The following is a 26,775-nucleotide window of genomic DNA, read 5'->3' on the forward strand; positions in this document are numbered from 1 at the left end:
ATCATAGGTCGGATATCCGTTATCCTTAGTTTTTTTTAATTAGAAAATGTGGCAATTTGCCAATGAGCCAATTTGAAAATGGGATAATTAAAATAAATTCCAATTTCGTCGGCTGATATTTTGCTCCGTTGGAGCTTTTATATTGGGGTTACTGTTTTTCTATAAATATTTTGCCTTTCCAAGGCTTTATTTTATCAGCTCCACAGGAGCTAAATATTTATAGAACCAATTAATCGTCAGTCACATTTAAGCCCCAGCGGGGCGACATAATTTAAAAAACAAAAAATTAATCTGTTGTTAATCTAACTAAAATACCTTAGCATCTTAGAACCTTAGCAACTTAGCAGCTTAAAAAAAAATGACTTTCAAAGAACAAATACAACAAGGAATACCATCTATATTACCTCCAAAGCAAGCATACGATCCAGCAATTAATCATGCTCCGAAACGAAAAGAAATTCTTTCGGCAGAAGAGAAAAAACTGGCTTTGAAAAATGCATTGCGTTATTTTGATCCAAAACATCATGCTGAACTAATCCCTGAGTTTTCAGAAGAATTAGAAACATACGGTCGTATTTATATGTATCGTCTTCGTCCAGATTATCGAATGTACGCAAGACCAATTGATGAATATCCAGGAAAATCATTGCAGGCAAAAGCTATTATGCACATGATTCAGAACAATCTGGATTATGCTGTAGCGCAACATCCGCATGAATTGATTACGTATGGCGGAAACGGTGCTGTTTTCCAAAACTGGGCGCAATATTTATTGACGATGCAATATTTGTCTGAAATGACAGATGAGCAGACTTTAACTATGTATTCTGGACATCCGATGGGATTATTCCCTTCTCATAAAGAAGCGCCAAGAGTTGTGGTTACCAACGGAATGGTAATCCCGAATTACTCAAAACCTGACGATTGGGAAAAAATGAATGCTTTGGGAGTTTCACAATACGGACAAATGACAGCGGGAAGTTATATGTACATTGGCCCACAGGGAATTGTACACGGAACAACAATTACAGTTTTAAACGGTTTTAGAAAAATAAAACAAGATCCTGAAGGAAGTTTATTTGTAACTTCTGGTCTTGGCGGAATGTCAGGCGCTCAACCAAAAGCAGGAAATATAGCAGGTTGTATTACAGTTTGTGCTGAGGTAAATCCGAAGATTACTAAAATTCGTCACGAGCAAGGTTGGATCAATGAAGTCGTTACTTCTACAGACGAATTGGTTGCCAGAGTAGCTTTGGCGAAAGCCAATAAAGAAACGGTTTCGATCGCATATTTAGGAAATGTTGTCGATGTTTGGGAACGTTTTGATCAGGAAAACATCAAGATTGATTTAGGTTCAGATCAGACTTCGCTTCATAATCCTTGGGCTGGAGGTTATTATCCGGTTGGGATTTCATTTGAAGAAGCAAATGATTTGATGGCAAATAATCCAGAATTATTCAAAGAAAAAGTTCAGGAAACTTTGCGTCGTCACGCAGATGCTATTAACAAACACACCGCAAAAGGAACTTACTTTTTTGATTATGGAAATGCCTTTTTATTAGAAGCTTCTCGCGCAGGTGCAGATGTAATGGCAGCAAATAATATCGATTTTAAATATCCTAGTTATGTTCAGGATATTATGGGACCAATGTGTTTTGATTACGGATTTGGCCCTTTCAGATGGGTTTGTACTTCTGGAAAACCTGAAGACTTATTAAAAACAGATGCCATTGCTTGTGAAGTTTTAGAGAAAATGGCAGAAACTGCTCCAAATGAAATTCAGCAGCAAATGCAGGATAACATCAAATGGATTAAAGGTGCTCAAGAAAATAAACTGGTGGTAGGCTCGCAAGCCCGAATTCTTTATGCTGATGCCGAAGGAAGAATTAAAATTGCAGAAGCATTCAATCAAGCAATTGCAAAAGGCGAAATTGGCGCTGTTGTTTTAGGACGCGATCATCATGATGTTTCAGGAACTGATTCTCCTTACAGAGAGACTTCAAACATCTATGACGGTTCTCGTTTTACAGCCGATATGGCGATTCATAATGTGATTGGAGACAGTTTTAGAGGAGCAACTTGGGTTTCTATCCATAATGGCGGTGGCGTTGGCTGGGGAGAGGTTATAAATGGCGGATTTGGTATGGTTCTTGATGGTTCTACTGAGGCTTCAAAGCGTTTAGCCTCAATGCTTTTCTGGGATGTTAACAACGGAATTTCGAGAAGAAGCTGGGCTAGAAATGAAGGTGCTGTTTTTGCTATAAAAAGAGCCATGGAAGTTGAGCCATTATTAAAAGTAACTTTACCTAATCTAGTCGATGAAAGTTTGCTTTAAAATAACGTAATGTCATCCTGAGCGAAGTCGAAGGCTTATAGAAACGAAAGGGCTTCGACTACGCTCAGCCTTGTAGATTAAAAAAAAGAACATTAATTTTTAGATATATGAAAACACTTAAGTTAATTCCGTTTTTGCTACTGCTGATACTTACTTCTTGCAGTACCGTGACCGTTTATTCTGATTATGACAAAACTGTCGATTTTACGCCTTATAAAACGTATGCCTATTTTAAGCCCGGAATTGACAAGGTTGAAATATCAGATTTAGATAAAAGAAGAATCTTACGCGCTATCGATGATCAAATGCAAGCTAAAGGCTTTACAAAAAGTGAAAATCCTGACTTGCTGGTAAACATTTTTACCAAGTCAAGAGAGCAAGTAGATGTAAACCAATTTACCGCTGGCTGGGGTTATGGTTGGGGTTGGGGTTGGAATCCTTATATGATGTACGGAGGACAAACTACAGTTTCTACTTCTACGGAAGGCACTTTGTATATTGATTTAATCGATGCTAAAAAGAAAGAAATGATCTGGCAAGGTGAAGGAGTTGGAACTCTGACAAGAAACATTGATAAAAAAGATGAAAAAATTGCTGAATTCGTTGCTAAAATTTTAGCGCAATATCCGCCAGTTAAAAAATAGTTTTCAGTCGCCGTTGGCAGTTTTCAGTTTTTGTAAAACTTTAAATAGTTGCGAACTTTTCAGAAATAATTAATACATTTGCGCTTCAATCAGTAAAGAAAATGACAAACTTTAACAACATTATTATCGCTATTATTAGCATTATTGCAATTCAGCAATAATGGCGAGGTGCTATATAAGTTTGTAAAATATAATTTATAGAAACCTCCCAATTGGGAGGTTTTTTATTTTAAAAACGATTTTAAATCGCCACGAATTACACAAATTAACAAGAATTGTTTTTTTTCTAAAACAATAAAATTAGTGTCAATTCGTGTAATTCGTGGCAAAACAAAAAACATCATGAGTTTATTTAACGAAGTACTTAATGCTCAAAAGCATCTCGAAAATGTAGTTGCTGCAACGCCTTTAACGCAAAATTTGAATCTTTCAGACGAATTTGAATCGACTATTTTACTAAAAAGAGAAGACTTGCAAATTGTCCGTTCCTATAAAATTAGAGGCGCTTATAATAAGATTTCTTCGTTAAGCGAAAAAGAAAAAGCAAACGGAACTGTATGTGCCAGTGCAGGAAATCATGCTCAAGGAGTTGCCTATTCTTGCAATCTTTTAAAGATTCATGGTAAAATTTACATGCCAAAAACCACTCCAAAACAAAAAGTAAAACAAGTTCAATTATTTGGAAAATCGTTTGTTGAAATTGTTTTAACGGGAGATACTTTTGATGATGCTTATGCATCGGCAACTGCTGATGCCATCAAAAATCATAAAACTTTTATTCATCCTTTTGATGATGAAAAAGTAATCGCTGGTCAAGGAACCGTAGGATTAGAAATCTTAGAAAGTTTTAAAGAACCAATCGATTATGTTTTTGTTCCTATTGGCGGCGGCGGACTAGCTTCAGGATTGTCTGAAGTTTTCAAACATTTAAGTCCGCATACAAAAATAATTGGTGTTGAACCCAAAGGTGCTCCTTCGATGAAAACTTCAATTGAAGAAAATAAAAATACACCATTAAAAACTATAGACAAATTTGTAGATGGAGCTGCGGTTAAACAAGTTGGCGACAAGACTTTTGAAATCTGCCGATATAATTTAGAAGATATAGTTCTGGTACCCGAAGGAAAAGTCTGCACCACAATTTTAAGGCTGTATAATGAAGAAGCAATGGTGGTTGAACCTGCTGGCGCTTTGACAATTGCTGCTTTGGATTTTTATAAAGATAAAATTAAAGGCAAAAATGTAGTTTGTATTGTAAGCGGCAGCAATAATGATATCGAAAGAACAGCCGAAATAAAAGAACGTTCTTTACTCTATGAAGGCTTGATGCACTATTTTATGATTCAGTTTCCGCAGCGTCCGGGAGCTTTAAAAGAATTTGTCAATAATATTTTAGGTCCAGATGATGATATTACATACTTTCAGTTTGCGAAGAAAAACAGCCGTGAAGTAGGTTCTGTTGTGGTTGGTTTAGAATTGAAAAACAAAAATGATATTATGCCAATTAAATTGAAAATGACCGAAAATGGTTTTGAGTTTCAATATCTGAATGACAATCAGGATTTGTTTACGCAATTGATCGGATAAAATAAAAAACAAAGGCTGTCAGATGGGATGACAGCCTTTTCACATTCAATACAAATTACTAATTGAATTGTGTGGATTGTAATTATTGCTTCAAGATTTTTTTCGAATAAGAACCTTTACTATCATTAACTTTTACAATGTACACGCCTTTTGGCAATCGAGAAATTTCTACTTCAGCTTGATTTCCTTTTACAAATTTTACGTTTTTCTTTAAAACTGGCTGTCCAGTAATATTGAAAATCTGTACTTCTGCATCTCCTTCATGATTAGTATCAATTTTTAAAGAATCATCTGCTTCATTTACAAAAATGGTCATTTCATTTGAACTTGTATTTTCAGCTACAGACGTTTGCGTAGCTAAAGCACTTTTTGCAGCAGAAGATTCTACTTGCACCAATTGCCACTGCTGATTTAAACCTCCTGTATAAGCCCAAACCTGAATATTGGCACCATTGGCTGTAGAAACATTTTCAACATCAAGCGATTTGCCACTATTTACGTTTATAATTTTGTAATATCCTGTGCCAAGACTTGTTACCGTCCACTTAAATTCATTAGAAGATGAGAACGTTTTTTGTTGTACTTTCAGTCCATCAGCTGTTCCGTTATTTTCAACAGCCAAATACATTCCTGTCGATTTTACAATAATGTAATAATTCCCGCTTCCGTCAGAAACAAACTTCCATCTTTGGTTGCTTCCTCCTCCATTTGTAATATCATATTGCTGAATTCTGCTTCCGCTTGTTGTTGCATTATCGGCAACATCCAAACCTTTATTACTGTTTCTTGAAATAATGTTATAATATCCCGGAAATCCTGTTGAACCAGCTGTTACAGTAATTGCGCTAGTTGCTGTTTTTGCACCATCCACTGTAGTTGCTGTAATAGTGGCATTTCCTGCAGCAATTGCCGAAACCAATCCGTTTGAGTTTACTGTAGCCACAGAAGTATTGCTTGAACTCCAGTTTACCGCTGTATTTGTAGCATTATTAGGAGAAACCGTCGCTGTCAATTGCTGTGACTGACCAGCTGTTATTGTTGCCGAAGTCGGGCTTACGCTAACTCCCGTAACCGCAACCGGATTTGATGTTCCCCAAGTAAAAGTAACTGCAGAGGATGCCGGAACTGCATAATTAAATGCAGATGATCCAGAAACTACTTTTATGGTGTTTGATGATCCTCCCGAATTATAAATTACAAGTGCTGTTGAGCCATCAGGATTTTTAAATCCAACTGAAGAAATAGTACCGCTAGAACTTGAAGCACTAATTCTTACTGCGCCCGGTTTCACATATTTAGAAATCTGACCAATAATGTAATAGGCTACATTTTTAGTATAACTTGTACTATTATTAACTGTAATAGCGCCTAAACAAGTAGTGCAACCTCCAGGAGTGCGAGGACCAAAACTAGGGTTGTTAGCAGCATTCCATTCTAAAACCGTTTTAGACCAGTTATTTGTACTTCCAATGACAACATTTTGCATGTGCCAACCAAAATCTCCGCTAAAGCTTCCACCAGAACCCGTGTATTGTTCTGTAAAATAAACGTTTTTATTGGTTTGAGTTTTTACCGTTGACATCGCTGAAATATTCCCTAAATACAAGTGAAATGCCGCACCGTCAACATAAGAGCTATTATTTAAAACATCAATCGGATAAGCTGTATTGTCGCAATTGTGGTCAAAAGCAATAATTTTGATGTTTCCGTAACCCGCAGCAGCCATTTGAGGTCCAAGCTGCTGGTTGATAAAATTCTTTTGCTCTGTAGAATTCATCAGCATACTTGGTTCATTGTGTGGATTTTCTGGTTCATTTTGCGGCGTAATTCCCCAAATATTAATACCTTGTGCTTTCATAGCATCAAAATATTTTACGAAATATTTCGCATACGCTGCATAATATTGCGTTTGCAGCGAACCTCCAATCCAAGAACCATTGGTTTTCATCCATCTTGGAGCGGACCAAGGTGTTGCCAAGATTTTGATGTTGGGATTAATCAGTAAGATTTTCTTAATGATTGGAACTAAATAAGTTAAATCAGGTCCGTTCAAGCTGAAATTGTTCATGTTGGTGTCGCCCGAAGTTTCATTATAACTGTAAGACGAGCTGCTTAAATCTGAAGCTGCAATACTAATACGAACAACGCTTGCATTTAATCCTGTTGTCGGATTGTATAAATCATTCAACAATTGGTTTTGCTGTGTCGCTGCCATTCCAGAAATAACTTCACAGCTTCCTTCTGTAAGAGTATAACCGAATCCGTCCATAGTTTGATAGGTCGTTCCTGCATTTACTGTTACAGTAGAAGGGTTTGTACCTGAGTTGGTTCCGAAACTTACAGTTGCCTGCTGCTGTAATAATTTAGTTTGATCTCCTGTGGTCATCCAAGGAGTTACCGTCTGAGCATTTAAGCTGTTCATGAATAGAAGCGTACTGCAACATAATAGTTTCAACGCTTTACTTACCCGAATTGTAGGTGTTTGAGTAGTTTTGTGCATTCTTTTGTGGTTTTGGTTTGATAATTAGTTTTTTCTTATTTATTCAGTTTTATTTTACTAAAACAGCACAATATTATGAGTATTTTTACAATATTCTTATTTTTTTTACTTTACAAATACACATCAAATTAAAAAAAACGATATAACAAAAACCAATCTTATTGTTTTTTAAAACACTGAAAAACAATATTTTAAAAAATTAAAAATCATAAAAAACTTACCTATTAAAATCGAAATAACTTATCATAAAATAAAAAATCTATACAATTCCTTACAAAATGCGATTTTACCTAGCAATTAAAGGGCTTATGACAATTATCAGGAAGGTAAAAGAAAGATATATTGTATTTTTGCATTTTACTTAAAATACTACAAAATGACAGCTTTAAAAGATATTTCGACAATAGAAGACATTCAGCAAATGGTTAACAGCTTTTATGCAAATGTTAGAAAGGACGATTTAATTGGGCCGATATTTAATGATAAATTACAAGATCGCTGGGAACCGCATCTGCAAAAAATGTACAATTTCTGGCAAACCATTTTATTTGATGTTCGCGCTTATTCTGGAACACCTTTCCCTCCGCATAAACAATTACCGGTTGATAAAACTCACTTTGACCGCTGGATTGCCATTTTTAATTCGACAATCGATTCGCAATTTGCTGGTCCAATAACAGAAGAAGCCAAAATGCGTGCTACCAATATGGCTTTTATGTTCAGCCATAAAATTGAATATTTTAGGAATGCTGAGAATGAGATGAAAAATGGCATCAAAAAATCTTAAAAAATTTCTTTCAATTAAAAAGTAGAATTTTATATTTGATTAAATGAATTAAACCCAAATCTATATTCTTTTATTTATGAAAAAAGTAATTTTCTTTATTGCAATCTGTTTCTCATTTTTAAATCAATCAGCAGCACAATCTCAAACTTCAGCTTCTAATCTATATAAAGGAACTGTTGATGGTAAAACTCCTATAACAGTTTACATTAAAACAGAAGAAAATCCTTGTACAGCCGATTTAATGTATACTTCTATGTATCGCTACAATAAATCTAACAATTGGATTCAGCTGAATGTTACTCAGGGCAAAAAGAAAGAAAATGAATTTGTGTTAGTTGAACAAGGATTTAGTGGTGTTTTAATTTTGCAGAAAAACGGAAGTACATTTACAGGTTTATGGATTAGTCCAGACACTAAAAAACAGTTAAAAGTGGATCTCAAAGAAGCTACGATGACTAAAAAAGAACTTGAAAACTTCGAAAAAACAATGGAGAAAGTGAATTATGAAAATAATGACTGCTAAAATTCTATTTATTTCAGCTTTGTAAAAATCTACAAAAATGCAATAAAAGTCAATTTCGAATAAAAATTTTGTGATGGATGATAAAAAATCGAGTCGTAAATTCGTAATTTTACATTTTAATCTACAACGTTTTCGAAATGAATCCAAATATTGAAACCAATCCGTTATTAGAGCGATTGCCGAAGCATTTAAAGCAATTTATTAAACCTCAAGATTATAGCGATTACACTCCTATCAATCAGGCGGTTTGGCGATATGTAATGCGCAAAAACGTAGATTATCTTTCTAAAGTTGCCCATGATTCTTATCTAGAAGGTTTACGCAAAACTGGAATCGAAATTGATTCTATTCCAAGTATGTACGGTATGAACCGAATTCTAAGCGAAATTGGCTGGGCAGCGGTTGCGGTTGATGGCTTTATTCCGCCAAATGCTTTTATGGAGTTTCAAGCTTATAATGTTTTGGTAATTGCCTCAGACATTCGTCAATTGGAACATATTGAATATACTCCTGCTCCAGATATTATTCACGAAGGTGCCGGCCACGCTCCTATTATTGCAAATCCTGAATATGCAGAATATTTGAGACGTTTTGGCGAAATTGGCTGTAAAGCGATTTCTTCTCATAAAGATTATCAGATGTATGAAGCGATTCGCTTGCTTTCTATTTTAAAAGAAGCCGAAGATACTCCGCAGGAAAAAATCGACGAAGCTGAAAAAGCGGTGGCCGATTTACAAAATGATATGGGAGAATTGTCTGAAATGGCCCAAATTAGAAACTTACACTGGTGGACTGTTGAATATGGCTTGATCGGAACCGTTGAAAATCCGAAAATATATGGCGCTGGATTGCTTTCTTCTATTGGAGAAAGTGCACACTGTATGACCGATAATGTAAAGAAAATCCCTTATGATATTTCGGCTGCGAATCAGAATTTTGATATTACACAGTTACAGCCACAATTATATGTAACTCCAAATTTTTCTTATCTAAGTTTAGTTCTAGAAGAATTTGCTCATAAAATGGCGCTTCGTACAGGAGGGCTTTCTGGAATTCAAAAACTGATTCAATCAAATGCTTTAGGAACTATTGAATTGAGCACAGGTTTGCAGATTTCAGGAGTTTTTACGAATGTTATTGAAGAAGAAGGAAAACCTGTCTACATTCAAACTACAGGAAAAACAGCTTTGGCTTACCGCGAAAAAGAATTGGTGGGACACGGAACTTTAACGCATCCACACGGATTTGGAAGTCCGATTGGGAAACTGAAAGGTTTTAATTTGGCGATTGAAGATATGAGTCCGAAAGATTTACAGGCTTACAGTATTGTAGAAAACGAAACCGTAAAACTGGAATTTGAAGGCAATATAATTGTTGAAGGAGAAATTATTACAGGTTCGAGAAATCTTCACGGAGAAATCATTTTAATCAGTTTTAGAAATTGCAAAGTAACTCATGGAGAAACAGTTTTGTTTCAGCCTGAATGGGGCAATTATGATATGGCAATTGGTAAAAAAGTGATTTCTGCTTTCTCTGGCCCAGCCGATGTAAATAGTTTTGACTTAATTAATATTGTTCCTTCAACAAAAACAATCAAAGCAAAACATACTGAAGAGCGTGATGAATTAGAACATTTGTACGCAACAGTTAGAGATATTAGAACAAATAAAAGCGCTAAAACAGAACTAAATTCTGTTTTTGAAAAACTAAAAAGCAGCCATTCAAACGACTGGTTATTGTCTGTTGAAATTGTAGAACTTTTGAAGGATACTGATGAAAAACAGCTTTTACAAGAAGTTTTAGTTTATCTGGATCAATTGAAGGTGAAACGCCCTGAAGTAGCACATTTAATTTCTGGCGGATTGGATTTGATTTTTGATAATTCTTTACCTAATTTGCCACAAAGGCACTAAGACACAAAGTGTTTTTTTAAATTGCAAGTATTGAATTGCCTCCTGCTTCAGCTGGAGGAAAAAACAAAGCCAAAATGAAAAGGCTTTAGCCAAATGTCATATTTTGGCTAAAGCCTTTTTCAATTTCTTGATGAATACCTCCAGCTGAAGCAGGAGGCAATTCAAAAAACTTTGTGTCTTACTGTCTTTGTGGCAAACTTCACAGCTTCAAATCCTGAGTTAACTCCGTTTCCGATTCAATAGTTTTTCCATTGTATTGCAGCTTCCAACCCATTGAATTTGTCATAATCAAGATTTTAGACAATTCACTTATTAATCTGTTTTCGGCGTTTGTTTTTAATGAAGATGCTTCAATTTTCTTAGCCAAATTCGCTTTTACCGATTTATTGATTTTATTGTAATCATCTCCCGTAAATTGATTCATTTGACTTTGTTCAATATCATAAAACTTAATATCCGGATTGATTGTAATTTCTTCTTTTGGAATATTTAAAATCGTAATCGTTTTGTTTTTTTCGTCTATGTCGTATTTCATCTTATGCAAATCGTAGGCAACCGTCACATTTGCATTTACAACTACAAGCGCTTTTTTCTCAAAAGAAACCATATCCATCAAATATTTCTGCTGATTTTTATAGGTAATAACTTCTGAGAAATGCCCTTCGGTAACCACCAATTTCCCAACATTAAGAATCTGCTGCTGAATTAAATTGGTATTATATTGAATATCAGAATCGTCTTCTTTTTTGAACTGGCAATATTTAAACCCCAGAACAATTATTAAAACAATAGCTCCAACACCTATAATTCTTTTGATCAAGTTTTGCATTCTTCTAAAATATTTTAGACCAATTTACTCCTTTTTTTAGTTTTTTTGCCACGAATTCAGCGAATTTCCACAAATTTTTGGAACGCATAAATTTTAATTTAATTTTTGAAATTGTCCAATGTACGCAAAGATTAATTAGTGAAAATTCGCGGAATTGCTTCGCCTGTTCGCTATCGCTCGAGTCGTGGCAAACAAAAACCGTTTAGAACGGATAGCCGATAGCGATATTCAAAATCAGGTTGTCTTTTCTCCACGAACTGCTTCCGAAATTAATATCGTCAATTACCCATCTTTGTCCGTCTGGCAAAGCGGGATTTCGAAGCGGAATCGCTAAATCGGTTCTTAAAATCAAAAACGATAAATCAAAACGTAAACCTGCTCCTGCTCCAACAGCGATTTCTTTCATAAAATCTTTTGAGATTTCAGCTCCTGGTTTATCAGGATCTGCATGCAAAAGCCAAATATTTCCTGCATCCAAAAACACAGCCCCTCTTACAATACTGAAAAGCTTTGCACGGTATTCTGTATTAAATTCCAGCTTTAAATCGGCTGATTGATCGGGCGTATAATTAGCATTTGTAGTTGGCGGAATAACATAACTTCCTGGCCCTAAAGTTCTCGCTCTAAAAGCTCTAATACTATTGGTTCCCCCTACTACAAATTGTTTTGAGGCTGGAAGTGTTCTTGAATTTCCGTAGGCAAACCCTGCACCAACAATCAATCTGCTGGCTAATTCGCTTTCTTTTCCCAATTTTAGATAATGTCTGAAATCGGATCTAATTTTCACATATTGGCTAAAAGGAACATCAAAGATTTTTATCGTATCATTTTTCTTGATATTGGCTCCAGTAACCGCACCTGTTAAATTCCCTGCCAAGTCCAATTCTCCATTAAAATAGATGGTATTTTTTTTACGTTTTTGCATCGTATTGGTATAGGTGTAATTGTATGTGGGACCAAAAATCAATTGTTTTTCAATTACTTTCCCCAAAGCTGGATCATCTTTAATATCTTCCATATATTCTGGCGTAACGTGATTCGGACTCACATACGTCACGTCAACAACGTTCAATTGATGTTCTTTACGAATATTTTCTTTCCACATATAACCAAAAGAAGTATTAAAAGAATTTAAAGCATACAATTGAGTTCTTTTCTGATACTCGTAACGTAAAGTTGCTTTGGTTCTTGGCACATATTCGCTGTTGCCTTCAATATGAAAAGGCGTTATAAATCTTGGCCAGGTTAAACTGACTTCTCCTCCCAGTTTATAAATATTTTTACCTCTGTTTACTCCACCCAACTGAAAATCGGCGCCACCAAAAACTGAAGCGGTAAACAATTCAGCACCTTTAAGAAAGTTTCGGTTATTCCAGTTTAGATTTAATTCTGTTCCTGTATAACTCGCCGAATTGGTTTTTCCAATCACTTCAACACGAATAAACTTCTTAGGTAAAAGTGTCAGATAGTAGTAAGAATCTAAAGTATTCGGAATGGAATCTGAGGGTTTAAATTCGTTCTTTACAAAACTGAAGGTTCCCAGATTTACAAATCGGTTTAAGGTTAAATTGTGGTCTTTTCGATTGTAAACATCTCCTTTTTTGAAATAAATCGTTCGATCGTAAATTCTTGGTTTAAAAGTTTCTGTCGTGTCAATTATAGTGAGATCTTTATATTGTGTGATATTTCTTTTTCTATAAACCGCACTATCATTTGTTAAAGAATAATTAGGATACACAAAGATTTTATCAATCTTATAAGAAGTCAAGGCTTTTACAGGCGTATCATCTTTTATAACCAATCTGATTCGCACTTCATGATCGCCTTTACTGCTATCTACTTGAGCCAAAATATAATCTGGATTAAAATAGAAATAACCTTTTTCTTTTAATCGCGCATCGATTCTTTCTCTTTCCGCTTTTATGACATCCAAATCATATGGTTTCCCAACTTTAAGCAGACTTCTTCTGTGGCTTTTGGCTATAATTTTTGACATTTTTAAAGAGTCGTCAGGAAATGTAACGCTTTTTATAATGTACTGTTTTCTTGGTGTCACAATATATTCTGCGGTAACTCTTTTATTTCGAACAGTTGAATCGGCACTGACACGAGTTTTAAAATACCCTCTGTTCTCTGTAAAATTTCGCAAAACCGAAGCGTTATAATCCAAATCGACCTGACTGAAAAGTACTGGCGGTTCTCCAACTTTATTGCGAAGCCAATATCTCGTTCCTTTATCTTTTTTGGGTTGGCCTGCAAGGTTATATATCAATAATTTAGGACGAAGTCCAAAGATTTGTTTGTTTGGTTTTGGGCGCAATAAACCTTCCAATTCTGTTTCCAGTGCTTTTCGATCTTTCTTTTTCATAATCGAATCTTTGATGGTCACAGAACCGCCTGTATAAAGCAGATCGCCTTCCGCAAGATATTTTGTATTACTGCATCCAGCAACAAAAAATAAAGAAAGCAGCACGATATACTTTAAATATATATTTCTATGATTATGTCTTTTGCTCATTTCCTTCAATAGTTTTTTCGTCTTCGTTCTCTTGCAGTTTTCCTTTTTCTTTATCTTCTTTCTTTTTTTGTTTTTCTTTTTCCTTGCGAATTTTTTCTTCTTTAATCAATTGTTTTTCTGCTTCCGTACGATGAAAAAGTTCTCTGAATTTGTTGTAGCTCATCGTAATCACAAAAGCAACTCCTGTCTCGATAACTTGCCCTTCAACCGCAACTTGATATTGATTTTTACGGTAAGCACGAACCATATAGCGGCCATCTTTTGTCAATTGATAATCTAATGCAACGTCTCCGGCAATATTGGTTGTTTCTTCATTGGCACGTTCTTGTCCTTCAACACCAAAACTGCTTCCAACGGTAATTTTCAATCGATCGTCAAGCAGTTTTTTAGAAACCTCAACATTCAGATCGGTTCTGTTCTGCATCGTTCCTGTCGTATAATCTTCTGTCGATTCTAAATCGAAATTGACCTCAAATCCTTCAATAAGATCTCCCGCCAGATTATTTAATTGTTGCGAAAGTATTTTACTCACACTTTGTCTCGCAAAAGATTCGGCACTTACGCCACCGCTTTCGCTCGCAAACGGATTTTCGCCCACAAATCTGTTCAATAATAAAAGGGCAAAAACTTGTTTGTTTAATTCTGCTGGATCTTGCTCTAATTGTTTCAGTTTTGCCTGTGTCATATCTACAACATTTGAAGCAACATTATAATTTCCTTCAGGAAGTACAATTCCAAATGAGATTTCTGGTTTCAGCAATTCTCCTTTCATTTTCAATAAAGTCTGAAAAGGGAGCTTTTGCTTATAGGTATTTTGTACCGCTTGAGTTTCTCCTTTTATCTGACTTCCCAATAAATCAATTGGTGCTGTGTCCACTTTATAAATGGCCGTAATGTTTAAAGTCGCCATTGTCGGTTCGCCATTCCAAGTGATAAAACTTCCTTTCTGAATATCAAATTTTCTTTTGATTCCGTTAAAATTCATCTGATAAGCACCATCAGAAAACTCATATTTCCCAGTAAGAGTAGTTTTTCCCGATTGATCGATTCCGCCAACTAATTCTGCTTCTCCTTTCAAATTCAAATAATCCCCATTAGATTTATCAATCAACAAGGTTAATTCGGCTTCTTTATTGATCGAAATCGCCACATTTACATCCATTCCTTTCAATTCCGATTGATTCAGTTTGTTCTGCATATCAACCGTTTGCCTCAAATACATATTATCTTCATCAACAAATTCAACAATTCCTTCTCGATCAGCAATCGATGGATCTGACTGCGGCATTACAACTGTAAATTTGGTTTCTTTATTAATTTTAATAGTTCCATCAACGACTGGACTGTCCAAATTTCCTTTGATATTCAGTTTTGTGTCTAAGAATAAATCTCCGTAGAATAAATCGTTGTCTTTAGCTTTTGAATGAATGGCTCTAAAATCGTCAGCTTCAACAAGCAGATTGAAATTGTATTTGACAAAATCTGGAGACTGAATAGTTCCATTTACAAATAATTCGTTGTCGTTTTCATCAAAAAGAGAGAACTTGTCAAATGAAATGGTTCCATCATTAAAAGTGATTTTTTCATTTTTAGTTTTAAAGTACGAATTCAATTGTGTCACTCTAAAACCAGCATCATTAAAATTCAGTTCGCCATTAATTTTTGGAGCCGAAGCATTTCCTGTCAGCTTAAAATTTCCAGACAAAAAGCCTTGCCCTTCCGTAATATTGCCCATACTGAAGCCTTGAATACTTTTGATATAAAGTTTATTAATCACCACATCAAAATCAAAGTTTCCAGTATCCATCAAATAATCTCCTGTTAACTTTAAGTCATTTCCTTCATCGCTCAAGGCTACATTTGCAGCAAGCGTATTGGCAGTTTTATTGTCAACTTTTATTTCTAAATCGCCAACTTTTGAGCCTTTAAAAGTAAAATCATCAATTTTTAAATCGGATGTAAAAGTCGGGTTTGTCATCACGTTTTCAACCAACGCATTTCCGTTTATCAAACCTTGCATCAACAATTCGTCTTTTTTAACCATATTCATAATGGTTCCGATTTTGAAGTTCACAAAATCGACTTGCAAAGGCGCATTGTCTTGCGTTCCTTGAGATTGGACTTTTAACTCGTTCCCGTCATTATTCAAATTGAATTTATTAACGTAAAGTCGTTTTTCTCCAAACTCAATTGCATTTTCAGGATCAACATTCCATTGATCATAATTTAAAATAAAGCTGTCTGGATTTAGTTTTAAAATATTTTTAGAATCTTCTGCTTTAAATTCGCCTGCAATAAAATATTGCTGTTTTTGTTTTGCATCTTGAACTTCAAGCGCATACGTCAGAATATTATTTTGCACATTTCCAGACAAACTTGTAAACGGAATTTTTAAAGAACCGCTTTCAATTGTTGCCACAGAAACTAAATATTCCAGCGCATTTTCTTTGGCTTCAATATTAATTTTTCCGTCAGAAATGGTATTTCCTCCATAAACAATTCTCGGAATCGTTCCTTTTACCGTCAAGGAATCAGTCTGATTATTATAATTCCCATTTATGGTAAAAGGTTCTAATCCAGTTAATTTTGGCAGCAATTTAAAAAGTACAGGATCATTATCGACTTTCAGCATAAAAGCCAATCTTTGCTCGTCTGATTCTGCATTGACTTTTGGATTTTTGAGGTCAATATATTTTGACAATGATTTTTGAAATGAGTTTGCCAAAGTCGTCAATTTGTATTTCCCTGTCACTTCGGCCTTTAAAAATTGAGAAGAGATTTTGATCGAATTGCTGTCTTTATCCGCAAAAGCCAAAACATGAATTGAATCTAAAACAATCGGTTCTGCATCTTGCAAAACTTGAATGTTCGAAAGAAAGACTTTTCCATTTAAAAAATCAGGATTACTGTTGGCGATATCAGCATCTACATTTCCGCGAAGTTTCATTGGCCCCGCATGCAGATTCAGTTTTTCTAAATCGGCAATATCCAGATTCAATTTTAGTTTTACGGTCGGATATTTATCTTTTGCATCTCCAGAAGCTATTAAATCGAAATTTAGATTAGGATCTTTCATTCCCGATTTTACAGCAAAAGAACCATTTTCCATATTTCCTTTTAAAGCCAAATCTTTATACGTATATCGATTAAAAACCGCTTTCTGTACCAAACCATCAATCGCTGCATTTGCGGTTTTTGGATCTAAACCAGTTCCTTTAACTTTCGCTTTAAGCGTAATTTTTCCGATGGAATCGTTTTTAATTAAACGTCCCAAATCAAAATCTAGAAGATAAACCTGCGCATCGTATTTTTCTCTTTTTTTAATGCGCTGATCAAACAAAGCATCAACTTTTGCATTTCCAAAACTGCTCGCTAAAGTCATATTGGTTTTAAAATTCTGAACAGAGCCTTTAAATTTTCCTTTTAAACTTAATTGAGATGGTAGCTGAATATTCTTCGGAATTGTTCCTGCTGGCACAAACATATTGATGTCTTTCGAAGTAGTCGAGGCTTTTTTGATATCTAGATCATAATAGGCTTTTTGCGCATCTGGCAATCCGGTAATTTTCCCCGAAAGAGAAACTTTTGTAGAACCAATTCCACTCATTTCAAACTTCGAAATATTCAAATCTTTGACTTTTCCGCTTACACGGCTGTCTACATACAGAATGGCATTCGGATTACTTTTAAACGGATTTGTATTCTGTAGATCTGGGACAAACAGTAAAATATCTTTGAAACCAATTTTAGATTGCTTTAAATTGGCATCAATACCCAGATTTCCCAAATCTTTCTGAAGTGATTCAAGCGATTCATATTGTGCTTTAATTTTATCCTGAACAAGAGTCTGCGGTGTTTTTAGATATAAATTTTCCAGCGAAGCATTTTTCGGTCCGTAAAAGAAATCAGTTTTGAAAGACTGAATCTCTAAGCCGCTTTTTTCGTTTACGGTAAGTGTTTTTATTTTTCCTGAAATCGTATCATTTCCATAATATAATTTCTCGGCTTCAAAATTGAATTTATTCAGATCCAAGTGCGCATAATCAATTCCTTTTTTCTTGGGTTTTGATTGCTCATCATCAAACTTAAAAGCAATATTTTCTAGATTGGTCTCGTTGAGTTTTACTTTCCAGCCTGCTTGTTTTATGGCTGTTGTGTCTAAATTGGGAGTTTCAATTTGTTTATCTTTTGCACCTAATCGTAGATTCCCGCTAAGATTTTTTACTTCAAAAGCATCAAAATCTAAAAGCTGTTTATTTAGGTCAATTTCGTTTACTGTTAAATTTAAATTTCCTAAACGAATGCCTGAATTGAGTTTTGAATCTTTATTATCGTATAAAATATCGATTTTAGACAAGCTTATTTTTTTTAGAGCAAGTTTAAAATCTGAACGTTTCGAAATTGTATCAACCGTTTTAACTGAAACTTCAGCAATTTTCTCCACAACATCCTGATCTAAAACTACTTTTAAACCATTTAAATTGATGGTTGGAATATTAAAATCCATTTTATCGAGATCAAACTTTTTGAATTTGGTATCAAAATGCGTCAAGTTCACTTTGATATCATTCTTCGAAAAATCATCTTTAAAATTGAATTTAACCTTATCGAGATTTACTTTTACAACAGATATTTTAAACGGTTTTGCATCAGGATCTTCTACTTTTGGTTCTTTAGATTCGAATGCTTTTATGATATAATCGAAATTGAAAACGCCGTCTTTATTTCGGGAAATATTGGCTTTTACATTTTCTAAAGAAATAGAATTAATTTCGAGTTCGCTGCTAACCAATTTAAAAAGGTCAACATCAACCTCTAATCGTTTACCTACCAACAAAGTATCTTTTTTTTGATCTTCAAAATAAAAACCTTCCAGAACTACATCTTTAGGAAATTTAATTAGAATTTTATCTAAAGAAACTTTGGTTTTGATTTTACCTTCAAGATAAGTAATCGCTTTGTCTTTAACGAAATTTTGAACCGACGGAACCTGAATTAAGATTATAAGAAGTAATAAAAGTGCAATTATAGAAACCACGCACCACATTAGGATGCGAAGTGTTTTTTTAAGAAAATAAACTGGTTTCTTATTCATACATCAATAAAATCGGATTAGATTAAAATTGCTTCTGAAAAAAGCAGGATTGCACATTTTACAAAAATGTAAAATTTAAACCTTAACAATTTACATAATTATGAGGAATTATTCTAAAATTTTATTGCGAAATGATTTATTATGGCCAATAAAAAAGCCAAACAATAAAATTATTTGGCTTTAAGATTTTCCCTAAAGATTGATTTATTTCTAATAAGAATATGTACTTATAAAGGATAATGCTTTGTAATTAATTACGGTAGGAAAATTATCTCCGTCATAAGAATATGTTATCTCATTGGTATAACTAGAATTGTCTGCTAAAGTCACAGTATAACTTGTTACATTATTAACCGATGAACTAACTTGCGGCTGCTCCTCAAAGATTTTATTAAACCCTAAGACATTTCTCATTGGGCTATTTTTATTATCGTACTTATATGTTGTTACAGATGATTTAGTCTCATATTTTATGATATTTCCGTCCTTTAATGTATAGATATTCTTTGCAGAAATAACTTCTTCTGCTCCAGTTGAAATAGTGATTCTAGTCACAACAAATGAAACGACATCATTAGATTCATACGTATAAGAATACTTATCATAATAATCCCGTCCTGGAAGTTTTCGCAAATAAGTTGCCAGTTTTCCATTAGTATAAATATATTCCTTTATCAAATCTGAACTCTCCGTCTTTGTAATTAAATCTGCTGTATAAGTATATTTTACAACATAATTACCAGAATGAGTACTACTGACAATTTTATTTCCATCAAAAACGAAATCAATAGTCACAGGATTATCAAGGCTGGAAATAATTTGTTGTTTTGGCACTCTACTTGTCTCAGCATTCTGAGAAGTGTTGCCTTCGCTTGAACAAGATGTAAAAATCAATAGCGAAATGCAAAGCATAAAAATAATTTTCTTCATCATATTTAAAGGTATTTATTACAAATAAACATAATTTTATGATCAAAACATAATAATTTGCTTAATTTTATTTTGAGCATTTTTAAATCAAAACTTAAAAAAAACTATTTTTTACACATCAAAACACAATATGAGGCCATTTTTCTTCAACGTTTTTCATTTTCTGTTGAAGATTGACTAGAAACTTTTTATGCTGATCTGATTCCGGATTAAAACTTCGATGACGCAGACTTTTTTGTATTTCGTCTACTTCTTTCATCACGGAAACGCTTTCTTCTGAAACATAGTTTTCGCTGAAAAGCTTCCAGATATAATCTATCGCAGTCTGATTGGGGTGCAACATATCTTCATTATAAAAACGATAATCGCGAAGTTCGTCCATCATGATTTCGTAAGAAGGGAAATAATTATGAGTTATGAGTTTTGAATTATGAGTTTTTAAAACCTGATGCAATGCTGTAAACAAATGCGATTTGCTTAATTGGTTTTCTACAAATCCGTCTTTGATATGACGAACGGGAGAAATCGTGAAAATAAAATTTATATTAGGATTCAGAGCCTGAATAGCTTCAATTGTATTTTGAATGCTTTTTTGAATTATCTCAACCGATAATAATTCTTTTGAAAATTGCTTTTGAGGCACCTTATGGCAATTGGCTACAATTTCGTCTTTTTCAAGATTTCTATAAATCCATGAAGTTCCTAGAGTGATGATAATATGAGTGGCTTCCTTTAGCTGTTTGTATGTTTCTGTTACTGCTTTATTGAGAGTTTCTAATAATTCCTGACGATCTGAATTACTTAAGTCAGAATGCACTTCGTAACTGTGCCAGCGTTCGTTATAAAAGAAAACATCTTTTTCGCCAAACAATTCTTGCCTAGAAATTCTACAAAACAATTTCTCAATTGAAACTGGATTAAAAATGATTCCAAACGGATTTGTTTCATTTTGAAATTTAAAATAATCAAATTTCTCCGCCATATTTTCTGCAAAACAAGAACCGACAGAAAGCACTTTCGAATTATAATCGATCGGATTGTTACTTTTTGAAATTGGAATTTGGGTTCTGAATTGCATGGCTTATTATTTAGACACGAATTTCACGAATTTTCACCAATAAAAAAACCAAATACAGGAGTATTTGGTTTTTTAGATCTAATTTTTTCTGAAAAATTAATATACAAACTCAATAACTTCTTTTATTCTTTCAGCATAATCGTAAGTTATTTTTTTCGTTGGATATCCCTTTTTATTGTATTCATATTCCATTTTAAACCATTGGGGCTCAAAGATTATACCTGATGATGACCCTTGAATATTGCGCACATAATATCCCTTCATATTATTATTTGAAGATAAACCTGTTTCATAATCCAAACTAAACTGATCAAGCAATAAATTTAGACCCATAATATTTTTAAAGGCATTTTTATTTGTATCGTATTCATATTTAACAATACTAATAACATCATAACCCTCTCCCCAATTATATTCAGACTTCACTATATTTCCATCAATTATAGTAATTACATCTTTTTCAGTTCTCTTTGTTTCTTTCCCTGTGTCAATATCTAAATCACACATTTCTTTAGTTATTGAACCATCATTGTTATAACTATAAGTATATTTTGCTGCTATACCGTATGCAAATTTAGCAGCGGTTTTCAGCTTATTATTTTCATATGTAAATAAAGTTTCAGAACTTTTTGTTTCCTCTCCTTTATAGAAACTATAAACCGTTTCTCTCACGATATGATTACCATCATATTCATAATTTCTTTTACCATTTTTATTTCTTATGCTCACAATTTTATTTCCATCATATATAAAATTGGCATCATAATTTTCTTCAGGATAAGTGGGATATATCGTTTTTATGGTTTTAGGTAAGATTGTATTTTCAGAAGGATAGTATTCTTCATTGGAACAAGAATTAAAGACTAGAAAAATAACTGACAAACAAAACAATAACTTCTTTTGCATTATATTTCATTTAAAGATTTCAAACAAAAAGAAGCATTTCTGTAAAAATAAATTTCCACTAAAAGTTTTAATTATAACAGAATAAGACATATCTAAGTTCTCTGATCAACAAAATATTAACTGTTGATTTATATTTACATCCTCATAAAAAAATCACACATGGAAAAGTTTAGATTTTTAGCCCCTATTTTATTTTTAATGTTTGCCTCATGCAATCACGAAGAGCGTCAAAAAGAGCTGAATCAAATTCAAATATGCGCATTTGATTTTATGAATTCAAACTCTGATCCAGCTACAAAACCCAATTCTGCAATTATAAATTGGCCTAGATGGGAAATTGGGCAAACTATTAAAATAAAATTTTTAGATGGCAATGAAGTTCAGCATGAAAAAGTGAAAAAATATGCAAGTGAATGGACAAAGTATGCTAACCTAAAATTTGAATATGTTTCTTCTGGATATGCAGATATAAGAATTGGTTTTAACCGAGCAGGAGAAAGCAATCTTGATTTTGGCGCTTGGTCAGTTTTAGGAATGAGATCTGCTTATGGTAACACCGATGCACAATCTATGCGTTTGGGGCCGCTTAATTCTACTGATGAAAGCTCTGTAAGTAGAACCGTTTTACATGAATTTGGCCATGCACTAGGACTCGTTCATGAAAATGCAAGCCCTGCCTCAAAAATCAACTGGAATTTGGCTAAAGTTTATCAATATTATAGTGAATTAAATGGGTGGTCTAAAGATGAAGTGGATCGATATGTTATCAAAACTCCTGAATCTACAAATTATAGCCAATATGACGCCCTTTCTATTATGCATTATTATATTCCGGCTGCCCTTACAACCGATGGAAAAAGTGTAAATGAAATGAGTGTCTTATCTGATATTGATAAAAAATCAATAAATCAGTGGTATCCATTTCCTTTTGTATCGGTTATGGAATCCGGACAAAGCTTTAATGATCTGCGTTGGAAAGATCGTATTCAATCGAACAATAAAAGATATTCTTTAGAATTTACTCCTGGTTTTTTACGAATAATTGATCTAGTTGAAAAAAAAATAATTTGGGAAGTTGGAAATATTCGATATCCACGTAGAGCAATTTGCAATTTTGAATCAAATGGGAATATCATATTAAAAGGAGCTAAATATACTGCATCAACTATAGAAACTATTTGGACTAGCAATACATCTGAGTACCCTGGCGCAACATTACAGCTACAAGATGATGGAGATCTTCAATTAATCTATAACGGAACTGTAAAATGGTCTTCTAAAAATGGAAAAGTCTAATTAAGTAAAAAAGCCAAATACTTCTGTATTTGGCTTTCTCTAAATTTAAATATTACTTAGCATTAATATGTATACTCTATTTCATATTCAATATTTTTTCCTCCTCCATCAAATGAAGTATGTCTTGTTGGATATGAAGCATCATTATAAATATAAGTAGTTAAATAAACCGATGGATTCGGAAATTCAGTTGTTGCTCTTGTAGTTTTTACAATATTATTAGTTCCAAATCCATCAACTTCGTTTAGTAATAAATTGAAACCTAGTATATTTTTTAAGGGATTTTTTTTGGAATCGTATTCAAAAGCTAGTGTTGTGGTTGAAGAACCAGACTTTTCTTCTGCTTTTATTAGGTTTCCATCTTTATAAGTTAAAGTTCCTTCTCCACTTTTACTTTCAGTTTTCTTTATATTATCAACAGTATAATCAATGTAAGAAACTGTTCCATTAGAATTATGAGTATAAACCACTTTCTCAATAAAATAACCATCAGGATATTCGGCACTTATACTTTCTCTAAAAACTCTCGTTTTTAATTTCCCATTTTCGTAACTATACGAAACTTCCTCATTTTTAATTTCTTTTCCACTCGTGTCTATATCGAAAATTTCTTGCTTAACAATTACATCTCCATTATAAGTAAATACTGTTTTTGAATCGTCATTTAGAAAGCTAACTACTTTATTTCCATTATAAGAAGCCGTAGTCTTGGCATTTGTCCCTAACTCTGGAGAAGGATAAATATAAGAGATGGTTTTAGGCAGAGTAGAGTCAGTTTCTTCTAAAGAAGGTTTCTCTTCGCTAGAACATGATGATAATATTAATGCCAGAACTCCAAAAAGCCATAATTGTTTTTTCATAATTGAGAGATTTAGTTATATTTTTCAAAATTAAGAAAGCCAGTAGCATTTGCAACTGGCTTTCTTAATATTTAGAACTTATTCAAAATATTAATAAAAATATTCGGTATTACCTACACTATCAGATCCTGTATTGACTTCTTTAGTTGGGTATCCTTGATCATTATACGTAAAAGTGCTATTTCCCCATAGATCACCATCTGCGCTATCTGTTAAAATATTGAATTTAACACCATTTCCTTCTCCATCAACAAATGCAATTTTATCCATTCCTAAAATATTTTTCGTAGGATTATTTTTATTATCATACGTATATTTATGATCTGGTTGGTTTGCAGTAATTGCAAGGATTTCACTTACTTCACCATTTACAAATTTAATTGTTGATGTAACGCCTTCACCAGTTTGAGTTTCGCTATCGCCAGAATATGACTTAACCGAAATTGTACCATCAGCATTATACGTATAAACTTCTTTATGTCCCCAATCCATATTTGGTTCTACTCTAACAAAAGTTGTCAATTTACCTTCAGCATTATAAGTAAAAGTGTTTATTTGGTCAATTGTTCCGTCAGGATATTTAAATTCTATTTTAGTAATTAAATCTCCTGTATAAGTATAATACAGATTTGCTTCACCTGAATCATCTATAGCGCTTACTATTTTATTACCATCATATTTAAAGTTAGTTGTGAATTTTTCACCATCAGAGTTTGTGATAACGATTTTTTTAAGTAATACATTACTTGAAGAATCTGAAGAAGAATCATCACTTGAACAAGACGTCAACAGTAGCGTCAAAGCTCCAAAAAGACATAAAATTTTTTTCATTTTGATTTGGTTAAATTTGTTGTTGAGGCAAACGTAATACAATCAAAAATTAAAACCTTACGGGTTTCCTCATTAAAAACAAATAATACACTTTAAACATTTCTTAATATATTATTGGCAAACAAAATAACCAGATAATTACTTTATTCAACAAAACGTAAAAAGCAAAAAACACGTATAAATACTCAGCTTTTTTCCTTCGTTTTAAAGTATTCTGAAGATTTAAAAAAACTGAATTTTAATCTTTAAAAAAAATTACATTTTTAATAACAAAAACCAACTACACAAACCCAAACAATTCCTTATTTTTGCATCTTCCATTTTTTTAAAATCTCATATGAAATTATTATATACTTACATTATCAAACACAAAATGCTCTTATTTTTTGCTTTGATAATGGCTACGATCAACATTTGTTTCAGTTTGTCAGATTCAGTAATCACAGGAAAGTTAATGCAGGACTGCGGTGTCGGAATCTCAAAATACAAAGGAAATGAAATCGGATTTATAAAATCTTTAGCTTTCTGGCTCGGGCTTTCGCTTGGTGCTGCCATGATTTCCAGAATTACCAAAAACTTCCAGGATTATTTCACCAATGTTGTCATTCAGAGAACGGGCGCTCAAATGTATACTGACGGGATTAAAAAATCTCTTGACCTTCCTTATGCAGAATTTGAAGATCAGCGAAGCGGTGAAACTTTGAGCAAACTGACAAAAGTTAGAATCGATTCAGAAAAACTGATTACACTTTCGATTTCGTTAATTTTCCAGACTATTATCGGATTCATTTTCGTAATTGTTTATGTCGCAAGAATCGATTTTAGAATTTCGATTATCTTTTTAATTACCGCACCAATTATTGCTTTGGTTAGTTTGTATTTAGGGAAAAAGATCAAAATTGTTTCTCGAAAAATTGTCAATCAAACCAATGCATTGGCAGGATCTACAACTGAAAGCTTGCGAAATATCGAATTGGTAAAGAGTCTTGGCTTGACGTATCAAGAAGAAAAACGTCTAAACTTAAATACATTTAAAATCCTTCAATTAGAATTACAGAAAATACGTTTTATTAGAAGTTTAAGTTTCATCCAAGGAACAACAGTTCATTTCTTGAGAACCTGTGTTGTTTTTGCTTTGTATTACTTTCTATTTGGCGGAAAAATTATCGTTGGAGATTTATTGACAATGGTATTCTTTACATTCTTCATTTTTGGACCTTTACAAGAACTAGGAAACTTTATTATTGCTCTGAATGAGACAAAAGTTTCTATGGAAAATTTCAAAACCTTGTTGAATGCTCCAAAAGAGTTTCGTCCAAAAACTCCAAAACATATTGGTGCAATTCAGAAACTGCTTTTCGAAAATGTTAGTTTTCAACATAAAACTGCCAAGTTTAAAGCGGTTGAAAATATCAATTTCGAAATCAAACAAGGTCAGACCGTTGCCTTTGTTGGCCCATCTGGATCTGGAAAAACGACTTTAGTAAAATTATTAGTCGGTTTGTATACGCCAGAAGAAGGACAAGTTTTGTATAATGACATTGATTCAACCGAAATTGATTTATTAGATCTAAGAAAACAGCTTGGTTTCGTTACTCAAGACGCTCAATTATTCTCTGGAACAATTCGCGAGAACTTATTATTTGTCAAACCCAATGCAACAGACGAAGAACTTTATGACGCTTTAAAACGTGCAAGCTGCGATAAACTTCTAAGGCGTGCAGAAGATGGTTTAAACACCACAATTGGAGAAGGCGGAATAAAAGTGTCTGGAGGTGAAAAACAGCGTTTATCTATCGCGAGAGCTATTCTAAGAAATCCGAATTTATTGATTTTTGATGAAGCCACTTCTGCTTTAGATTCTATTACCGAAGAAGAAATCAACGATACGATTCGAAATATTTCAGATAAAAACAGAATTACAGTTTTAATTGCGCATCGTTTATCAACTGTTATGCACGCTGATAGAATTTTTGTTCTGGAGCAAGGTAAAATCATTGAACAAGGCAAACATGATGATTTAATTGTAGAGAAAGGATTGTATTATGCTATGTGGCGCCAGCAGATTGGTGAGCGAAAATAGTTTTCTAAGATTCTGAGGTGCTAAGTTGCTAAGATTCTAAGTTTTTTTTGAATAGCGTCC

Annotated in this window: 17 protein-coding genes; 8 read left to right on the forward strand and 9 right to left on the reverse strand. The window is 33.5% G+C overall.

Annotated features, from left to right (window positions below):
* Window positions 1-358: 358 nt before the first annotated feature.
* From RB618_RS00465 to ilvA, 3 genes are all read left to right on the forward strand, one after another.
* Window positions 359-2,335, forward strand: a complete 1,977-nt coding sequence (locus RB618_RS00465; protein WP_308066997.1) for a urocanate hydratase — start codon at window positions 359-361, stop codon at window positions 2,333-2,335.
* Between the two features lie 107 nt (window positions 2,336-2,442).
* A complete protein-coding gene (locus tag RB618_RS00470; protein WP_201998209.1) occupies window positions 2,443-2,979 on the forward strand; it encodes a DUF4136 domain-containing protein in 537 nt (178 codons plus the stop codon).
* A 342-nt stretch (window positions 2,980-3,321) separates the two neighbouring features.
* Window positions 3,322-4,566 carry a threonine ammonia-lyase IlvA gene (ilvA, locus tag RB618_RS00475; RefSeq protein WP_308066998.1) on the forward strand — a complete coding sequence of 415 codons (1,245 nt, stop codon included), beginning with the start codon at window positions 3,322-3,324 and terminating at the stop codon, window positions 4,564-4,566.
* A gap of 82 nt (window positions 4,567-4,648) precedes the next feature.
* Here ilvA and RB618_RS00480 read toward each other — a convergent pair whose 3' ends face one another.
* Window positions 4,649-7,066, reverse strand: a complete 2,418-nt coding sequence (locus tag RB618_RS00480; RefSeq protein ID WP_308066999.1) for an RICIN domain-containing protein — start codon at window positions 7,064-7,066, stop codon at window positions 4,649-4,651.
* A gap of 376 nt (window positions 7,067-7,442) precedes the next feature.
* Between RB618_RS00480 and RB618_RS00485 the strand changes: the two genes are divergently transcribed.
* The 3 genes from RB618_RS00485 to RB618_RS00495 all read left to right on the forward strand — a co-directional run bounded on the left by RB618_RS00485 (window position 7,443) and on the right by RB618_RS00495 (window position 10,289).
* On the forward strand, window positions 7,443-7,853 hold the full coding sequence (locus RB618_RS00485; RefSeq protein WP_308067000.1) for a group III truncated hemoglobin: 411 nt from the start codon (window positions 7,443-7,445) through the stop codon (window positions 7,851-7,853).
* 76 nt (window positions 7,854-7,929) lie between these two features.
* Window positions 7,930-8,376: a hypothetical protein gene (locus tag RB618_RS00490; RefSeq protein ID WP_308067001.1), complete on the forward strand. Its 447-nt coding sequence runs from the start codon at window positions 7,930-7,932 to the stop codon at window positions 8,374-8,376.
* Window positions 8,377-8,513: 137 nt separating this feature from the next.
* Window positions 8,514-10,289, forward strand: a complete 1,776-nt coding sequence (locus RB618_RS00495) for an aromatic amino acid hydroxylase (RefSeq protein WP_308067002.1) — start codon at window positions 8,514-8,516, stop codon at window positions 10,287-10,289.
* 199 nt (window positions 10,290-10,488) lie between these two features.
* On the opposite strand, the gene RB618_RS00500 is transcribed toward RB618_RS00495, so the two are convergent.
* From RB618_RS00500 to RB618_RS00525, 6 genes are all read right to left on the reverse strand, one after another.
* Window positions 10,489-11,118, reverse strand: coding sequence for a DUF4230 domain-containing protein (locus RB618_RS00500; RefSeq protein WP_308067003.1), 630 nt, complete (start codon window positions 11,116-11,118; stop codon window positions 10,489-10,491).
* 202 nt (window positions 11,119-11,320) lie between these two features.
* Window positions 11,321-13,636 (reverse strand): BamA/TamA family outer membrane protein, encoded by a 2,316-nt coding sequence (locus RB618_RS00505; RefSeq protein WP_308067004.1) that lies wholly within the window; start codon window positions 13,634-13,636, stop codon window positions 11,321-11,323.
* Window positions 13,620-18,731 (reverse strand): translocation/assembly module TamB domain-containing protein, encoded by a 5,112-nt coding sequence (locus RB618_RS00510; RefSeq protein ID WP_308067005.1) that lies wholly within the window; start codon window positions 18,729-18,731, stop codon window positions 13,620-13,622. The genes RB618_RS00505 and RB618_RS00510 overlap by 17 nt, the downstream gene beginning before the upstream one ends.
* A 210-nt stretch (window positions 18,732-18,941) precedes the next feature.
* Window positions 18,942-19,664, reverse strand: a complete 723-nt coding sequence (locus tag RB618_RS00515) for a hypothetical protein (protein ID WP_308067006.1) — start codon at window positions 19,662-19,664, stop codon at window positions 18,942-18,944.
* Window positions 19,665-19,779: 115 nt separating this feature from the next.
* Window positions 19,780-20,739, reverse strand: coding sequence for a GSCFA domain-containing protein (locus RB618_RS00520; protein ID WP_308067007.1), 960 nt, complete (start codon window positions 20,737-20,739; stop codon window positions 19,780-19,782).
* Between the two features lie 96 nt (window positions 20,740-20,835).
* The gene (locus tag RB618_RS00525; protein WP_308067008.1) at window positions 20,836-21,645 is read right to left on the reverse strand and encodes a hypothetical protein; all 810 of its coding nucleotides are present in this window, start codon (window positions 21,643-21,645) and stop codon (window positions 20,836-20,838) included.
* A 159-nt stretch (window positions 21,646-21,804) separates the two neighbouring features.
* On the opposite strand from RB618_RS00525, the gene RB618_RS00530 reads away from it, so the two are divergent.
* Window positions 21,805-22,941 (forward strand): matrixin family metalloprotease, encoded by a 1,137-nt coding sequence (locus tag RB618_RS00530; protein WP_308067009.1) that lies wholly within the window; start codon window positions 21,805-21,807, stop codon window positions 22,939-22,941.
* 62 nt (window positions 22,942-23,003) lie between these two features.
* Here the strand turns inward: RB618_RS00530 and RB618_RS00535 are convergent, their stop codons facing one another.
* Both RB618_RS00535 and RB618_RS00540 read right to left on the reverse strand, forming a co-directional pair.
* Window positions 23,004-23,801 carry a hypothetical protein gene (locus RB618_RS00535; protein ID WP_308067010.1) on the reverse strand — a complete coding sequence of 266 codons (798 nt, stop codon included), beginning with the start codon at window positions 23,799-23,801 and terminating at the stop codon, window positions 23,004-23,006.
* A 90-nt stretch (window positions 23,802-23,891) separates the two neighbouring features.
* A complete protein-coding gene (locus RB618_RS00540; RefSeq protein ID WP_308067011.1) occupies window positions 23,892-24,632 on the reverse strand; it encodes a hypothetical protein in 741 nt (246 codons plus the stop codon).
* Window positions 24,633-24,969: 337 nt separating this feature from the next.
* Between RB618_RS00540 and RB618_RS00545 the strand changes: the two genes are divergently transcribed.
* Window positions 24,970-26,715 carry an ABC transporter ATP-binding protein gene (locus RB618_RS00545; RefSeq protein WP_308067012.1) on the forward strand — a complete coding sequence of 582 codons (1,746 nt, stop codon included), beginning with the start codon at window positions 24,970-24,972 and terminating at the stop codon, window positions 26,713-26,715.
* Window positions 26,716-26,775: the final 60 nt, after the last annotated feature.

The sequence above is a fragment of the Flavobacterium sp. LHD-85 genome, from assembly GCF_030929595.1.
Taxonomy (GTDB): domain Bacteria; phylum Bacteroidota; class Bacteroidia; order Flavobacteriales; family Flavobacteriaceae; genus Flavobacterium.